The organism is Luteolibacter yonseiensis (assembly GCF_016595465.1).
Lineage (GTDB): Bacteria > Verrucomicrobiota > Verrucomicrobiia > Verrucomicrobiales > Akkermansiaceae > Luteolibacter > Luteolibacter yonseiensis.
This window is the reverse complement of sequence record NZ_JAENIK010000004.1, coordinates 760699-775218: the sequence shown is the minus strand read 5'-3', so window position 1 is coordinate 775218 and position 14520 is coordinate 760699. Positions and strand designations below refer to the sequence as shown.

The 14520-nt window shown below is 61.7% G+C and carries 12 protein-coding genes; 6 read left to right on the top strand and 6 right to left on the bottom strand.

Annotation, left to right across the window (positions count from 1 at the left end; genetic code table 11):
• Positions 1–14: 14 nt before the first annotated feature.
• On the bottom strand, positions 15–893 hold the full coding sequence (locus JIN84_RS04850; protein WP_200349879.1) for a LysR family transcriptional regulator: 879 nt from the start codon (positions 891–893) through the stop codon (positions 15–17).
• Between the two features lie 101 nt (positions 894–994).
• Here JIN84_RS04850 and JIN84_RS04845 point away from each other — a divergent pair, with 101 nt between their 5' ends.
• Genes JIN84_RS04845 through JIN84_RS04835 form a run of 3 tightly spaced genes read left to right on the top strand, consistent with a single transcriptional unit; the run spans position 995 to position 4140 of the window.
• On the top strand, positions 995–1633 hold the full coding sequence (locus JIN84_RS04845) for a hypothetical protein (protein WP_200349878.1): 639 nt from the start codon (positions 995–997) through the stop codon (positions 1631–1633).
• A gap of 1 nt (position 1634) precedes the next feature.
• On the top strand, positions 1635–2897 hold the full coding sequence (locus JIN84_RS04840; RefSeq protein ID WP_200349877.1) for an MFS transporter: 1263 nt from the start codon (positions 1635–1637) through the stop codon (positions 2895–2897).
• 31 nt (positions 2898–2928) lie between these two features.
• On the top strand, positions 2929–4140 hold the full coding sequence (locus JIN84_RS04835; protein WP_200349876.1) for a 1-acyl-sn-glycerol-3-phosphate acyltransferase: 1212 nt from the start codon (positions 2929–2931) through the stop codon (positions 4138–4140).
• A gap of 16 nt (positions 4141–4156) precedes the next feature.
• Here the strand turns inward: JIN84_RS04835 and JIN84_RS04830 are convergent, their stop codons facing one another.
• Both JIN84_RS04830 and JIN84_RS04825 read right to left on the bottom strand, forming a co-directional pair.
• Positions 4157–6709 carry a phosphocholine-specific phospholipase C gene (locus JIN84_RS04830; protein ID WP_200349875.1) on the bottom strand — a complete coding sequence of 851 codons (2553 nt, stop codon included), beginning with the start codon at positions 6707–6709 and terminating at the stop codon, positions 4157–4159.
• Between the two features lie 135 nt (positions 6710–6844).
• Positions 6845–8269, bottom strand: a complete 1425-nt coding sequence (locus tag JIN84_RS04825; RefSeq protein ID WP_200349874.1) for an aminotransferase-like domain-containing protein — start codon at positions 8267–8269, stop codon at positions 6845–6847.
• A 151-nt stretch (positions 8270–8420) separates the two neighbouring features.
• Here JIN84_RS04825 and JIN84_RS04820 point away from each other — a divergent pair, with 151 nt between their 5' ends.
• Positions 8421–8699, top strand: coding sequence for a DUF2917 domain-containing protein (locus JIN84_RS04820; protein ID WP_200349873.1), 279 nt, complete (start codon positions 8421–8423; stop codon positions 8697–8699).
• Positions 8700–8713: 14 nt separating this feature from the next.
• Here JIN84_RS04820 and JIN84_RS04815 read toward each other — a convergent pair whose 3' ends face one another.
• Complete coding sequence (locus tag JIN84_RS04815; RefSeq protein ID WP_234043180.1) at positions 8714–8851, bottom strand: hypothetical protein; 138 nt, start codon at positions 8849–8851, stop codon at positions 8714–8716.
• 185 nt (positions 8852–9036) lie between these two features.
• Between JIN84_RS04815 and JIN84_RS04810 the strand changes: the two genes are divergently transcribed.
• Positions 9037–9885 carry a sugar phosphate isomerase/epimerase family protein gene (locus tag JIN84_RS04810; RefSeq protein WP_200349871.1) on the top strand — a complete coding sequence of 283 codons (849 nt, stop codon included), beginning with the start codon at positions 9037–9039 and terminating at the stop codon, positions 9883–9885.
• A 150-nt stretch (positions 9886–10035) separates the two neighbouring features.
• On the opposite strand, the gene JIN84_RS04805 is transcribed toward JIN84_RS04810, so the two are convergent.
• Together JIN84_RS04805 and JIN84_RS23350 are read right to left on the bottom strand one after the other, a co-directional pair.
• Entirely contained in the window at positions 10036–11724 is a 1689-nt protein-coding gene (locus tag JIN84_RS04805) for a sensor histidine kinase (RefSeq protein ID WP_200349870.1), read from the bottom strand.
• Positions 11721–12407 carry a response regulator transcription factor gene (locus JIN84_RS23350; RefSeq protein WP_200349869.1) on the bottom strand — a complete coding sequence of 229 codons (687 nt, stop codon included), beginning with the start codon at positions 12405–12407 and terminating at the stop codon, positions 11721–11723. Before JIN84_RS23350 ends, JIN84_RS04805 begins: the two co-directional genes overlap by 4 nt.
• 321 nt (positions 12408–12728) lie before the next feature.
• On the opposite strand from JIN84_RS23350, the gene ispG reads away from it, so the two are divergent.
• Positions 12729–14519: a (E)-4-hydroxy-3-methylbut-2-enyl-diphosphate synthase gene (ispG, locus tag JIN84_RS04795; protein ID WP_200349868.1), complete on the top strand. Its 1791-nt coding sequence runs from the start codon at positions 12729–12731 to the stop codon at positions 14517–14519.
• The last annotated feature ends 1 nt before the right edge of the window (position 14520 follow it).

Below are 14520 nucleotides of genomic sequence, written 5' to 3'. Positions count from 1 at the left end.
AAGAAACTGGCAGGTCATTTTCCGCGAAATCCCTCGATGACCTTCTCCGCTTCGGCAATGAACAGCTCCACCATGGCAGGGCGGTTTCCAGACGTGAGCGCGTAAAACCGCACCTCCGGGAAATCCGACAGCGGCAACGTGCGCACTCCCGGCGGACGCACCGCCCCCGGGATGTCCAGCACCAGGCCCGTGCCGTAACCTTCCGTCACGAAACGCGCCACCAGATCCAGGCTCGCCAGCTCCAGCGTGGGATACCACTCGATGTTACGGCGCTGCAGCTCCTGCTGGAAGGCCGCCACCGACGGCTCCCCGCGCGGCAGCGTGATCAGCGGTTGCTCGATCCGGTCCTGTCCCAGGATCTCCGCCGCCGTGCAGGGTCCGTCATCCTCCCGGACCAACAACAGCAGCGGCATCCGCAGCAGCTCGCGGTGGTCGATGCCATTCTCCTTCGGACCCGCGCTCGTCGCCAGCCCGAGATCGATTTTCCCGCCGCGAAGGTTGTTTTCGATCTCCTCGATGCGCCCCGATTCCAAGCTGAAATGGAAGCCCGGCACGCGCGCACGCACGCCGGAGAGAAGCGCGGGCAGGTAATCCCGCTGCACGATCTCCGGGCAGGAGATCCGCAGGCTGTTGTCCGCGCCACCACGCAACCGTTCGGCCATCATCGGCAGCTTCGCGAAAAAGGGTTCCACGAAGGCGAACAACGCCTCGCCCTCCACTGTCAACGCGAACGGCCGCCGGTGGAAAAGCGCTTTCCCCAACGAATTCTCGAGCTGGAGGATCTGCGCGCTGATGGCGGGCTGCTGGATGCCATAGGGCATCTGCCGCGCCGCGGCGCTCACGCCGCGGCAGCGGGCGACATGGTAGAAGAGTTCCAGATGGTGGATGTTCATCGGTCGTGTCCATTGAAGCAGTCGATGTTCGCATTGAAAGTATCAATTAACGCATCCACCCATCCCGCTGATACATAGAGGCTGAACCTGACGACCACTTCATGAAAACAAAGCCCCCGCGAATCCCTCTCTGGTTGAAAGCCGCCTACACCGTGTTCCTCGCCGTGATGATCCCCGTCTACTGGACCAACTACGGTCCCACGAATTTCCTCTACTTCTGCGACGTGGCGCTGCTGCTCACGCTCGTCGGCATCTGGAAGGAGAACGCGCTGCTGGTTTCGCTTCCCGCCGTCGGCATCCTGCTGCCACAGATGCTTTGGTGCGCGGATTTCCTGGTGGAACTCTCCGGCGGCAAGCTGACGGGAATGACCGGCTACATGTTTGATGAAAAACGTTCGCTGTTCCTGCGCGGCCTGTCATTCTTCCACGGATGGCTGCCGTTCCTGCTGATCTATCTGGTTTGGAAGACAGGCTACGACCGCCGCGCGCTGTGGGGCTGGTCGCTCATCTGTGTCGTCCTCTGCCTCGCCGCCTACTTCCTGCTACCTCCCGCCGGTGCGGACCTTGCGAGTTCCAACACTCCGCGGAACGTCAACTACGTCTTCGGCATGGACGACGCGAAGCCCCAGTCCTGGATGCCTCCCCTCGCCTACCTCGGCACATGGATCGCCGCACTGGTGGGAATCGTCTTCATCCCCACGCACCTCTTCCTGAAAAAAGTCTTCACTCCCGCGAACTGACATGAATTCCGACTCCTCCAAATCCTGGCCGCGAGGCTTCTGGAACCTGATGTTCACCCAGTTCCAGGGTGCCTTCTCCGACAACGCTCTGAAATGGCTGGTCGTTTTCCCCGTGCTCATCTCCGTGACCATGACGGAGGCGGACAAGGAAGGCTTCGCCTCCCATGCCTCGCAGCTTTTCGCCATTCCCTTCCTGCTCTTCGCGACCATCGGCGGGTGGATGGCGGACCGCTTCAGCAAACGCTCGGTGATGATCGGCGTGAAACTGGCGGAAATCGCCATCATGCTTTTCGCCGCATACGGCCTGATGCTCGAATCGAGATCGCTCCAGCTCGTGGCGATCTGCCTGATGGGCGTCCACAGCACCATCTTCGCCCCGGCGAAATACGGCATCATCCCGGAAGTCCTGCCGCCCGGCAGACTCTCCGCCGGAAACGGTATTCTCGAACTCCTCACCTTCGTGGGCATCATCCTCGGCACCTTCGCCGGGGGGTGGCTCGCCGAGTCGTTGGAACACCGCGAGATGTGGTCCGGCATCCTGCTGGCGGCGCTCGCCGGGGTGGGAGTGCTGACCAGCCTCGGCATCGCGAAGGTGCCTGCGGCGGATCCCGGTAAAAAGCTGAACCTGAACATTGTGGGAGAGATCTGGAGCAACTTCAAGGTGATGAAGCAGGACCGCGACCTGTGGCGGGCGAACTGGGGAAACACGGCCTTCTTCTTCGTGGCCGCGCTCGTGCAGTTGAATCTCGCGCTCTACGCCCACAAGGTTTTCCACCTGAAACCCACCGAGCAAGCATGGCTGCAGGCCGCGCTCAGCCTCGGCATCGGCGTGGGGAGCATGCTGGCAGGCCGGCTTTCACGCGGCCGGATCGAATACGGATTGGTCCCCACGGGAGCCTTGGTGATGGCGCTCGGCAGTGTGGCGCTCGGTTGGCCGGGGGTGGAGAAATCCATCTTCGTCAGCGCGCTCGCGCTGCTTGGCATCGGTGGCGGGTTGTTCATCGTACCGATCGTTTCCGTGCTCCAGCACAGTCCGGCGCCGGAGATCCGTGGCGCGGTCCAGGGGGCGGCAAGCTGGCTGTCATGGATCGGCATCGCCGTGGCGGCTCAGATGCTGACACTGCTCACGGGTGCGGCGCATTTCAACTACGGCCAGATCTTCTGGGTCTGCGGCGGTGTCGCCGCGCTGGCCGGGATCTTCGTCACCTGGTCACGCCCGCAGGCGGTGCCGGAAATGCTGGCCCGCTGGAGACATTCCCACTGAAGCGACAAACATCCCCATCCTCCGTCAAACGATGCAAAACATTGTCGTCGAGAAGCCATACACCTTCATCCCTCCCCGCCACAGCCGGGGCTGGCACTGGCTCGTGCGTCTCCTGCTTCCCCGCTACATCAAGAAAACCAACGGCGTCGCCGCGGTGGAATGCGTGGGTGCGGAGAAACTCCGCGCCTCGCTCGACGCCGGTCACGGCATCATGATCGTCTCGAACCACTGCCGCCCTTGCGATCCCATGGTGCTGGATTCGCTGGCGGCCGAAGTGGAGCGGCCTTTCCACGTGATCGCGAGCTGGCATGCTTTCATGTTCAATAAAATCCGGCGCTTCATCATGCCGCGCGTGGGAGCCTTCAGTGTCTATCGCGAGGGCATGGACAGGGAATCGCTGAAATGTTCCGTGAAAACCGTGGCCGACGCACGACACCCGCTTGTCATCTTCGCCGAAGGCATCATCACCCGCTCCAATGACCGGCTGGTGAATTTCATGGATGGCCCGTCGTTCATCGCCCGCTCGGCGGCCAAGCAGCGCACGGAAGGCAAGGTGGTCATCCACCCTGTGTTCATCCGCTATTTCTTCGAGGGAGATCTGGAAAAGACGGTCATGCCCGTGATCGGGGATATCGAAAAACGTCTCGCCTGGCAGCCGCAAATCCATCTCCCGCTGCGTGAACGCATCCTCAAGATCGGCGGGGCTCTGCTGGATCTGAAGGAAATCGAGCACCTGCATTCGCCCCAATCCGGGACGATCCGCGAACGCCTGCAACGGCTCGAGGACTTCCTGCTGGCTCCGCTTGAGATCCAGTGGTGCGGCGGACGCCACGACGGCGACACCATGGCCCGCGTCAAACGGCTGCGCTCGGCCATTCTTCCGCAGATGGTGACGGGTGATCTCACGGAAACCGAGCGGGCCTCCCCCTGGCGACAGCTTGCCGACCTCTATCTCGTCCAGCAGCTCCACTGCTACCCCGGAGACTATTTTGAGAATGCCACCCCGGAACGCATTCTGGAAACCGTGGAACGATACGAGGAGGATCTGACGGATGTCGCCCGGCCCCATTTCCCCATCCGCGCGGTCATCACCGTGGGCGACGCCATCGAGGTCGGTGCGGGCCGGGACAAATCCCAGGATACGGATCCCGTCACGGCGGAGATCCGCAGGCGGATGGAGGAGTTGTTGGAATCATCGAAGAACCACCGGAGGATCGCTCCGACGGGGGCCGGAATCCCGTGATCGCGACCGGCGTTTTTCAAATGCTGCCACCGGTGGCTGCGGGCTTCGATTCCGTGTCGTTGGCGATGGCGGCGGTGCGGCGGCCGATCAGGGGATCGCTTGGTCCGTCCCTGCCGTTCTCCACCCGTCCGGCATAGCGGCGGCTGAACAGGTCACTGCCAACCACGCCCACCTCCAGATCATACCAGCGGAAGCTGCGCGCCAGGTCGAACGGAACCAACATGCTGCCCCCGGCCGGCAGGGTGATGGCCACTTCGTCGGCTCCGTAAGCCAGATCCCTCACCGTGACCCGGAGAGGTTTTGCCGTGTCTTGGTTCGAGAATGTCAGAAGCAGCGATTCGGATGCTTCCATGTAGGTGCAGCCGATTTCCAGAAGCGGATCGGCAAGATTGCCCCGGTATTCACGATGGAACCCATTCGGTCCATAGGTCCGCAGGTGGTAGAGTCCGCCTTCGAAGGCTTCCAGAGGCCATGCGTATCCGACCCTGTCCCCGGTTGCGACCGCGTATGACCAGCGCCGGGCGTGTTCGTCTGGGCCTCGTGCGTCGGAGTCGCCGATGGCTTGGTCAGACCGATAGGCTCCGGGCGCGTAGACTTGGAAAGGCGCGCCGGCGTTTTTCCGTCCGAAGGTTCCCGCCGCCGCTTCTAAAGCGATGGCAAAAGTCCCCGCCACGCGGTCCAGGCGTCCCTCGGCGTGGAGTTCATAAGGCAGCGCGCGCGACGGCCGGGTGCCGGGTTCCTGCAAGGGAAGGAGAGGCGAGGTCCGCGCGTTTCCACGGATCCGGCTGATTTCCTCCGCCGTGAGGCTCCGGTGGCTGTCGGGAGAACCGCTGAAACCCGCGCGGTGGATTCCCTCGACGAATGTATCCCGCGCCACCGCCTCGGGATCACCCTCCGTGGCATCCGTCAAGGGTCCGAACGCGGAGGTCAGGTCGCCACAAACCGTCCTCCTCCAATTGCTGATATTCGGCTCCACGACGCGGCCAGACGTCTTTTTCCCGGCGAGGAAGACCTCGAGAAAACGGAGCACCGAGGTGTGGTCGAACACCTCCGAGCAGACATTGCCGCCGCGTGACCATGGCGAGGCGATCACCATCGGAACCCGGTAACCCAGGCCCATGGCGTGACCCTGTCCGTCGAACTCCAGCGCGGTATCGATCCCTTTTGAGGCGGCTCCGCTTGCGGGATGGTCCGTGTGGGGCGGGATGAACGGAGGGACATGATCATAGTAGCCATCGTTCTCGTCATAGGTGAGGATGAAGATGGTCTTCTTCCATACCTCCGGGTCACGGGTCAGGATTTCCAACACTTCCGAGACATACCACGCGCCGTACCAGGGAGCGCTCGGGTGGTCGGAAAAATTCTCGGGAGCCACCAGCCAGGAGACCGTTGGCAACCTGCCGCCGTCCACATCCTTGCGGAACTGGTGGAGCACGTCGCCGGCGGGCACATGCACCTCGCGTTCGGTTTCTCCTTCGCGGTAGCGGAGGGTGGCGAGCTTCCGCTGGAGCGGGTCTCCGGTGTTCGTGGTGAAGGCTTTCTTATGGAGGTTCTGTTCCCGGACCGGAAGCTGCCGGAATGCTTCCGGCGAGCAGGCGGCCAGCTCCTCCTGAAGTCTTGCCAAGGCCGCGAGTTGTTTTTCCCTGCGTTTTTCAGCCTCCCCGGGTTCGACCGCGGGATCGACAGGTCCGGCCAGTTGCCGGGACAACGCGGCGATCTGCTTTTCAACATGCGCCACATGGGCCGGGGAGAACCTCACGTGATACTGGGAAAAATATTCCATCGTGTTGTCCCCGAAGTTGGAGAGCCAAGATGCCTCGTCATCCTCCAATCCGGTCGGCAGGTCGATCTCGTTCTGATAGATCTTCCAGGAGACTCCACAGTCCTCCAGCCGCTCCGGGAAAGTCGTCCAGTCCACATTGGTCCGGTGGTCGGCCTGATCGTTGTCGAGACAGGGTTCCGCTTCCGGGTTCCGTGGATCGCGGTTCGTACCCGTCCACAGGAAAAGCCGGTTCGGGGTCGTGCAGGTCTGCACCGAGCTGAAGTGCTGGTCGCAGACCGTGAACGCGTCCGCGAAGGCATGATAGAACGGAATGTCACTACGATCATAGTACCCCAGCGTGAGAGGGAGCGCCGCATAGGCCTCCCGGCCGGATTGCTTCACCTTCAGCCACTGGTCGTGCTTCCCTCCGTTCCCCGCCGCCACCTGGGAATCCCTGTCATGGGGCAGGTCGCCCATCCAGGTCGCCTTCGATCCGTGGATGTCCAGATTGAAGGGGGCGTAGACATCTCCCCGACCGTCGGTCTGCAACCACACCGGATTTCCACCCGGCTGATCAATCGCACGCGGATCCTCGAAGCCGCGCACGCCACGCAGGGTTCCGAAAGCGTGGTCGAACGAGCGGTTTTCCTGCATCAGGATCACCACATGCTCCGCATCCATGAAGGTGCTGCCTTTCCGCGGCTCGATGCCGAGGGCTTTCAGGATGGAAGGCGGCGTGGCCGCCAGGGCTCCGAGCCCGCCGGAAAGCATGGCGGCCTTTTGCAGGAATTCTCGTCTTGAAAGCATGGTTGTTCAGCAGGAGCCGGATGATATCGAGCCGGATACGCCGTGGTGAAGCGGATGTTTCATGGCGGCAAACCGGTTGTGAGACGGACTATGGGAAGGTGGTCCGCCGCCATCAAGCCCCGGTGTGGAATGTCCCTAGCTGTTGGCGCGGACGATGTTGCCGAGGGTCCCCAGCGCTTTCTCGATCTGCGGACTCCACGAGGCTCCGCAGCTCAGGCGCATGCAGTTCTTGAAGTGCCCGTCCGGTGAGAAAAGCGGCCCCGGAGTGAAGGTGATTCCCGCGGCGCGCGCCTGCTGGAAGATGGGGATGATGTCGGTGTCACCCGGCAGCTCCAGCCACAGCGAGAAACCTCCCATGGGATTGCTGAGCCGGGTACCGCCCGGGAAAGCGGCGGCCACGGTCTCACGCGTACGGCAAACCTGCTGCCGGAAGGTGTGGCGCAGCTTGCGCAGGTGACGCTCGTAGCCTCCGTTCCGCAAAAACTCCGCGACCGTCAGCGCGGGCAGCGGCGAACCTCCGATGTTGAAGGCGTTCTTCAGCTCCATCACCCGCTGGTGATATTTCCCTGCGGCGATGTAGCCGATGCGGAAGCCGGGCGCGAGTGTCTTGGAGTAAGAACCGCAGAGGATCACCCGGTCCTCCTGATCCAGGGCCTTCATGCAATGCGGCCTCGCTCCCTCGTGCGGCAGGTCTCCGTAGATGTCGTCCTCGATGATGGGAATGCGGTATTTTTCCGCCAGATCCAGCAATTCGCGCCGGTTTGCTTCCGGCATGAGGCTGCCCAGCGGATTTGAAAAATTCGGGATCACCAGAATGGCGGCGACGGAGTGCGTGGCGAGAGCGTCCCTCGCCGCGTCGATATCAAGCCCGTGATTGGCACAGGATGGCACGGCGATGACTTTCAGGTTCATCTGCGCCAGCAGATTGAGGGTGCCATAATACGTGGGAGACTCCACCAACACGGTGTCACCCGTCTTCGTGACAGCGTGAAGCGCGAGGTGCAGGGCCTCGCTGGCGCCGTGGGTGATGATGAAATCCGAGGCGTCCAGCCCGCACCCCCAGTCCAGCGAAAGACGGCTGAGCTCCTTCCGCAATGGCAGGCAGCCCGGGGCCGGATCGTATTTGAAACTCGCCGCCGTCATCTTCCGCGTGATGGAGGCGGTGAGCTGGGCGAGCTTGTCCAGCGGAAGCAGGTCGTCGCCGGGAATCGCGGCTCCGAAGGGAATCAGCCGGCTGTCCGTGGTGTCCTGGATCATGGAAATGGCGGAGGCGAATTTCGTCAGGCTGGCCACCGCGGGCTTGCGGTGGCTCACCAGCGGCTCCTGAAGGGAAACCGCCAGACGAGGGCGGACATAAAAGCCGGACTTCGGCCGCGCCTCGATCAAGCGGCGGCTTTCCAACAAGGTGTAGGCCTGCATCACCGTCGGGATGCTCACCTGATGCTGCACACTGGAGTGCCTGACGGATGGGATGCGGTCGCCCGCCCTCAAGGTGCCGGAGTCGATCATCGACTGCACGCGGTCCGCGATTTTCAAATAGAGCGGCTGTTCGACTTCCATGGGTTGAGGGTATTTCGTGGATGGCCGGAGAGAATATACAGATCGAGGAGAAATCGACCTGTACAGGTAGCGGATATTTTAAATCTGTATAGGTCATAAATCTCCGGGCCTGTGGATACCGCATCCGGTCCTCCATAGGTAGGTTCCTTCCATGCAAACGATCTTACCAAACTCGGTGCTGACCCGGTTTTTCACCAAGGATCGGAGCCGGCCACAGATCCGCAGGACGGAGCTTTCCTCCCGCGGACTTCTGACGGAAACCTTTTCAAAAGGAGGTGGAATCACCTGCGTCCGCGGCAGCCTCTGGATCACAAGGAACGGACAACCGGAAGACATCCTGCTGCGCGCGGGCGATCGCCTGACCTGTGGAAGACGATCCGGCTTCGTGATCGAGGCGCTGGAAGATGCCGTGGTGGAAGTGGTGTGCTGATCATCCTTCAAAGATCATTCCGGCAGGGCCGATGTCTTGGAAATGGTTGGAGCCGCGCCGCCGATCGCGGGAATTCCCTTGATGGCATCCATCAGCGGCACCTTCCATACCATGTCAGGTCCGTCTGACAGGTCCCCCCGCGAGCTCGGCACGGAGCTGGTCAAGGGCGAAAGGACCGGTATGGCGGCCTTGGTGCTGGATGAATATCCGCGTCATGCGGGAAATTTACCAAAAGTTAGCAGAAGAAAAAGTATTACAACAAGCCCGGCCTCATGACAGTTCTTTTGCTTGCTTTGGAAATACTGCCGCTGAAGCTCGCGTAACCCTGAAATCCGCCATGCGTAAATCACCCATCCTCCTCGCCCTCGCCCTCATCGCGAACCTGACCGCCGCGCCGATCCCGGAAGCAGCATATGAAAACGGCCTCGCCATCGGTTGCCAGGCCTATTCGTTCAAGGAATTCAGCGCCTTCGAGGCCATCGCCAAGACCAAGGAAGCCGGTGGCAAGACCATCGAGTTCTACCCCGGCCAGAAGCTCAAGCCCGACTCCCCGAAGGATGAGGTGGTCCATCACAACGCCAGCAACAAGGTCGTGGACGCCCTCCTCGCCGAGTGCAAGCGCCAGGGTGTTTTCCCCGTGAACTACGGCGTGGTCGGCGCGAACAATCCCGCCGAGGTGAACAAGATCATGGCCTTCGCCAAAAAGATGGGCCTCTACGCGGTGTGCACCGAGTCCACCGAACAGATCGCCGCATGGGAAGCCGCGGCGAAGGAAACCGACGTGAAGGTCGCCTTCCACGAACACGGCGGATCGATGTCCAGACCGGACTACAAGGTCTGGCACCCGCTCTACATCCTCGGCGTCGTGGAGAGCCGTGACAAGCGCGTGGGTGCCTGCGCGGACCTCGGCCACTGGTGCACCTCGAATCTGAAACCCGTCGAGTGCCTCCGCATCCTCAAGGGCCGCGTCATCAGCGTCCACCTCAAGGACAAGTCCGAAATGGGTGGAAAAGGCGTGGTCGTCCCCGCCGGCCAGGGTGTCGTGGACGTCGCCGCCTGCATCGAAGAACTGAAGAAGCAGAAATTCGACGGCCATTTCTCCATCGAGCACGAGAACGACTGGAAAGACAGCGTGCCGAAGATCAAGGAAAGCGTCGAGTTCACCAAGGCCGAGTGGGCGAAGTAAGCCGTTTCAAGCCATCCATCCCGTGGGGTTGACTCCATGGGAATGATCAAAACCTTTTGGCCGATCCTGTGGGATCGGCCAAATTCGTATCAGGGATGATGGGAAGACTGCCGCGATTGGAAATCCAAAAGCTCCGTTTGTCCGGGATGCTTAACCGACCAGCGGCAGCCTCAGGACGAATCGGGCTCCCTGTTCCGCATCCACGCAATCCAATCCACCGCCCAGCGATTTCGCGAGACGGCGCGACAACGCCAGCCCCAGGCCCACCCCCGGGCGGCTTTCGGCGGCTTCGCGGGCGGACTTGTGGAACGCCCGGAATATCCGGCGCCGTTCGGACACGGGGATGCCGGGTCCGGAATCGGTCACGACGATTTCCAAGTGCCGGACGCTTGTCGCCGTCCGGATTTCCACTACGGGAGGATCGCCGCCAGCCGCGTATTTCGCCGCATTGTCGATCAAATTGAAAATGATATGCTCCACCGCCGCGGCGTCCACCTGGAGGCGGATCTTGCACGGAATCCGCATCTCAAGCCGCATTTCCGCTGTCGCGAGCCGTGCCTCCAAGCGGTCCCGCACCGACTCCAGGAACTCGTCGACAACGATTTCCCGCACCGACGAACGCGCGCTGCCACGCTCGATTTTTGAAAACGACAGCACGTTTTCGACCAGATGGGCCAGCCGGTCCGCCTCGCGGGAAAGCACCCGCAGGTACTCGCCTCGCTTCTCCGGTCTCACGGCACCGCTTTCCAGCATGTCCGAATAGAGCCGGAAGGTGGTGAGCGGTGTGCGCAGCTCATGGGTGACGGCGGAGACGAAAGACGCGCGCCGCTCGCTGAGACGCATCACTCCGTGGATCAGCAGAGAAACGGTGAATAGCGCGAACAACACCGCGATCCAACCGATGACAAGGGCCGGACTCCACGGCGGGGCTTCAGGAGGGATCACCGGATTCCGCTGCAGGCGGTAGGGAAATGATGCGAGTCCCAAAGGGTCATCCACACGAAAAACAAGCTTTTCCAAAGTGGCGGTCGGCAGCAGGTCGGCGGCTTCTTTCAGGAGGAGCCCGTTTACTTTTCCGGCATCCAGCCAAACGCCCTGGATGACGGGCGAGATTTCCTCCGCCATGCGGACCGTGACATGGCGGAGGAGAAGCAGTTCCTCACCGATCCAGACGGGTCTCATGCCGCCTATTTCCAAGATCTCGCCGAAACCTGTCACCGGCGCGGCGTTGGTGATCAGATTGGTATTGGATAACTGGGAAAATGCCACCTGGCTCTCGAGGACTTTGGTGCGCTGCACCTGCTCGATCTTGTTCGAGTCCGATTGATACACGGCGCTCGCACGTTTGGAGGCCGGGTTGGCCTTGTTTGTTTCCGCGAGCTTCGATTGCAGTTCCATCGCATCCTTCGGCAGGGATCTCCAGGCTTGCTCGCTGACCTCCGAGGCACAGTTGAGCAGGGCGTCGATGTCCCCATTCCGGGAAAGAAGCCGCCGGAGGAACTGGAACTTTTCGGTGGTTTCATCCATCTCTGACGAAGCAAGCCGGCCGCTGCGGACTTCAAACCGCAGATGCACCGCGGAATCCTCCACCTCTTTGCCGGACATGTGGAAATCCACGGGGGGGAGCTGGCTCTCCCGCAACAGGACGGCCGAACCAAGGGCATCCATCCGCCAGAGGGCGAGACGCGTGCGCTCTTCCAGGTCCGCCCGCGCCTCCGCCAGGACCCTTTCCTTTTCCGATGCCAGGACACCACGCGTGAGCCAGGTCATCGCTCCCAACATGATCACGCCACACAGCGCGAGGGGAACCCAGATGCAGATGCCGCGCGCGATTTTCATGGCGTCCAGCGATAGCCTTTTCCGCGGACGGTCGCGAGCAGGGATTGGTTTTTGTCTCCCAGCTTCGAACGCAGGTGCATGATGTGCATGTCGATGGTGCGGGTCTCGGTACGGTCCGGGTCCAGTCCCCAGAGATTCCGGAGGATTTCCTCCCGACTGATGATGCGCCCGTTGGAGTCCAGCAGATAACGGAGCAGATCATTCTCCCGCTCCGAAAGGTCCTCCCGGCGGCCGTTTTGAAAGGTAAGCACACGCCCCCTCAAGTCGACATTCCCACCGGGGATCGCCCGGCTGTCGGCGGGAGCGGCCCGTTCGCAGGTGCGGCGCAAGACGGCGTCCACCCGGGCCAGCAGCTCCTTCATGCTGAACGGTTTGACCACGTAATCGTCCGCTCCGCCCACAAGGCCGCGGACACGGTCGTTTTCCTCGCCCCGTGCGGAGAGAATGATCACGGCCTGGCCGGGCCGTTTCTTTTTCAAGGCTTCGAGGATGTCGAATCCGGACGGACCAGGCATGACGAGATCAAGCAGGAGAAGCCGGAAATTCGCCTTCAGGGCGAGATCCATCCCGCTGTGGCCGTCCGGGGCTTCGAGGGTGCGGTAGCCGGCGTATTCCAACACATCGACGACACCCCTGCGGACGGCGGGGTCATCTTCGATAACAAGGATGGTGATTTCCGACACGATGCGAAGATTGATGAATGTGGGCCTGGTGGCAAGTGTGCGACCATTTGTTCACAGGGACGCCCGTTTTTAACCGCCCGCTGTCCCGGTGTCCGTAAAGGCACTGTAAATTTGTCGAAGAGATCCCGGCCTGACAGGCGATGCAGGCTGTTGCGCACCCACCCGGGGCTGCCGGAAGGCCAACCGCATGCCCGGATATTGGGAAACCGACGGTCGGGACGGAGCGGTGGACGGAAGCAAAACCTGATTGGTTTCCGGAAGCGATCCGCCTTCACGCAACCGTTGCCGGAACGGGATTTCTCGTTTAGCTTCGGCCCAGAAATGAGTTCGCCCGACCTGCGCTATTGTCCCGATCTGCTCCACTATTCCCGCCGGGAGACCCGTGAGGTGATGGTGGGAAATGTCGGCGTGGGCGGGAAAAACCCGATCCGCGTGCAGTCGATGATCACTTCCGACACCCGCGACACGCCGGCCTGCGTGGCCGAGGTGCTCGGACTGGCCGAGGCGGGTTGTGAGATCGTGCGGATCACCGCGCAGACGCGGATCTACGCGGCGAATCTGGAAAACATCGCCCGCGAGGTGCGTGCCGCGGGGTGTAACGTCCCTCTGGTGGCGGACATCCATTTCAAACCGGACGCCGCGCTTGAAGCCGCCAAGTGGGTGGAAAAGGTGCGGGTGAATCCCGGAAATTACGCGGATAAGAAGAAATTCGAGATCCGCGAGTACAGCGATTCGCAATATGCGGAGGAACTTGAGCGCATCCGGGAGGAGTTCACTCCCCTGGTCATGCTTTGCAAGGATCTCAACCGTGCGATGCGCATCGGGACGAACCACGGTTCCCTTTCCGACCGTATCATGAACCGCTACGGCGACACGCCGCTCGGGATGTGCGAGAGCGCCTTGGAGTTCGCCCGGCTCGCGCGGGAGAACGATTATCACAATTTTGTTTTCTCAATGAAGGCCTCCAATCCCAAGGTGATGATCGAGGCTTACCGGCTGCTGGTCGCCCGCCTGGATGCGGAAGGTCCGGACTGGAACTATCCCATCCACCTTGGTGTGACGGAAGCAGGAGACGGCGAGGACGGACGGATCAAGAGCGCGATCGGCATCGGATCTCTGCTGGCGGACGGCATCGGAGACACGATCCGCGTTTCGCTGACGGAGGATGCGATTTATGAAATCCCGGTGGCCCAGGCCCTGGCGAAGCCGTTCAACGAAAAAGCCGCCGTACCGGTTGTTAAGGACAATGAGGAGCTTGTCCCTTCCTACGACCCATTCAGCTACGAGCGGCGTGCGAGTTCCACCCTGTCCGTCATGGGTCACGAACTCGGCGGCGAGAAAACGGTGCGCGTGTTCACCACCCAGGAACGCTGGAACGCCATCGCCCACAAGATCGCGGGCATGGGCGATTTCAAACCTGAGATCATTCTTGAGAAGTCAGCGGTGGTGGAGATCGATCCTCGGGATGAAGCCGCTGTATCGAAGATCAACGCCCGAATCGAACCGGTGCTGGTCACCGTAAGAGACGGACTGGACCTGGAAGTAATCCATGCCTTCCGCCAGCTGGCGTTCCGCGTCGACCCACGGCATCCGGTCCTGCTGAAAGACACGCTCATTCCACCAACAGGCGACACCGATTTCATCCAGGCGCTGCTACCCGCCGCGAGGAACATCGGCTCGCTGCTTTGTGACGGCATCGGCGACGCCATTCTGGTGAGGGGCGAGACGGCACCCGGCCAGTCGCTGCGGCTGGCCTACAACATCCTCCAAGCCGCGGGCACGCGCATATTCAAGACCGACTACGTCGCCTGCCCGAGCTGCGGACGCACGTTGTTCAATCTCCAGCACACCACGCAAAAGATCCGCGCCGCCACCGGCCACCTCAAGGGCGTGCGGATCGCCGTCATGGGTTGCATCGTGAATGGTCCCGGTGAAATGGCGGACGCCGACTTCGGTTACGTCGGTGGCGCGCCGAACAAGATCAACCTGTACGTCGGAAAGACCGCCGTGAAATTCAACATCCCGGAAGCGGAGGCCGTCGAGCGCCTCATCGACCTCATCCGCGAGCACGGAAAATGGGTGGACGCACCCGAGCCGGCCACCGCAATCTGAT

Excerpts from the sequence above, each read along its gene's own strand:
- JIN84_RS04850 (WP_200349879.1), bottom strand. The coding sequence starts at position 893 with ATGAACATCCACCATCTGGAACTCTTCTACCATGTCGCCCGCTGCCGC.
- JIN84_RS04845 (WP_200349878.1), top strand. The coding sequence starts at position 995 with ATGAAAACAAAGCCCCCGCGAATCCCTCTCTGGTTGAAAGCCGCCTAC.
- JIN84_RS04840 (WP_200349877.1), top strand. The coding sequence starts at position 1,635 with ATGAATTCCGACTCCTCCAAATCCTGGCCGCGAGGCTTCTGGAACCTG.
- JIN84_RS04835 (WP_200349876.1), top strand. The coding sequence starts at position 2,929 with ATGCAAAACATTGTCGTCGAGAAGCCATACACCTTCATCCCTCCCCGC.
- JIN84_RS04830 (WP_200349875.1), bottom strand. The coding sequence starts at position 6,709 with ATGCTTTCAAGACGAGAATTCCTGCAAAAGGCCGCCATGCTTTCCGGC.
- JIN84_RS04825 (WP_200349874.1), bottom strand. The coding sequence starts at position 8,269 with ATGGAAGTCGAACAGCCGCTCTATTTGAAAATCGCGGACCGCGTGCAG.
- JIN84_RS04820 (WP_200349873.1), top strand. The coding sequence starts at position 8,421 with ATGCAAACGATCTTACCAAACTCGGTGCTGACCCGGTTTTTCACCAAG.
- JIN84_RS04810 (WP_200349871.1), top strand. The coding sequence starts at position 9,037 with ATGCGTAAATCACCCATCCTCCTCGCCCTCGCCCTCATCGCGAACCTG.
- JIN84_RS04805 (WP_200349870.1), bottom strand. The coding sequence starts at position 11,724 with ATGAAAATCGCGCGCGGCATCTGCATCTGGGTTCCCCTCGCGCTGTGT.
- ispG (WP_200349868.1), top strand. The coding sequence starts at position 12,729 with ATGAGTTCGCCCGACCTGCGCTATTGTCCCGATCTGCTCCACTATTCC.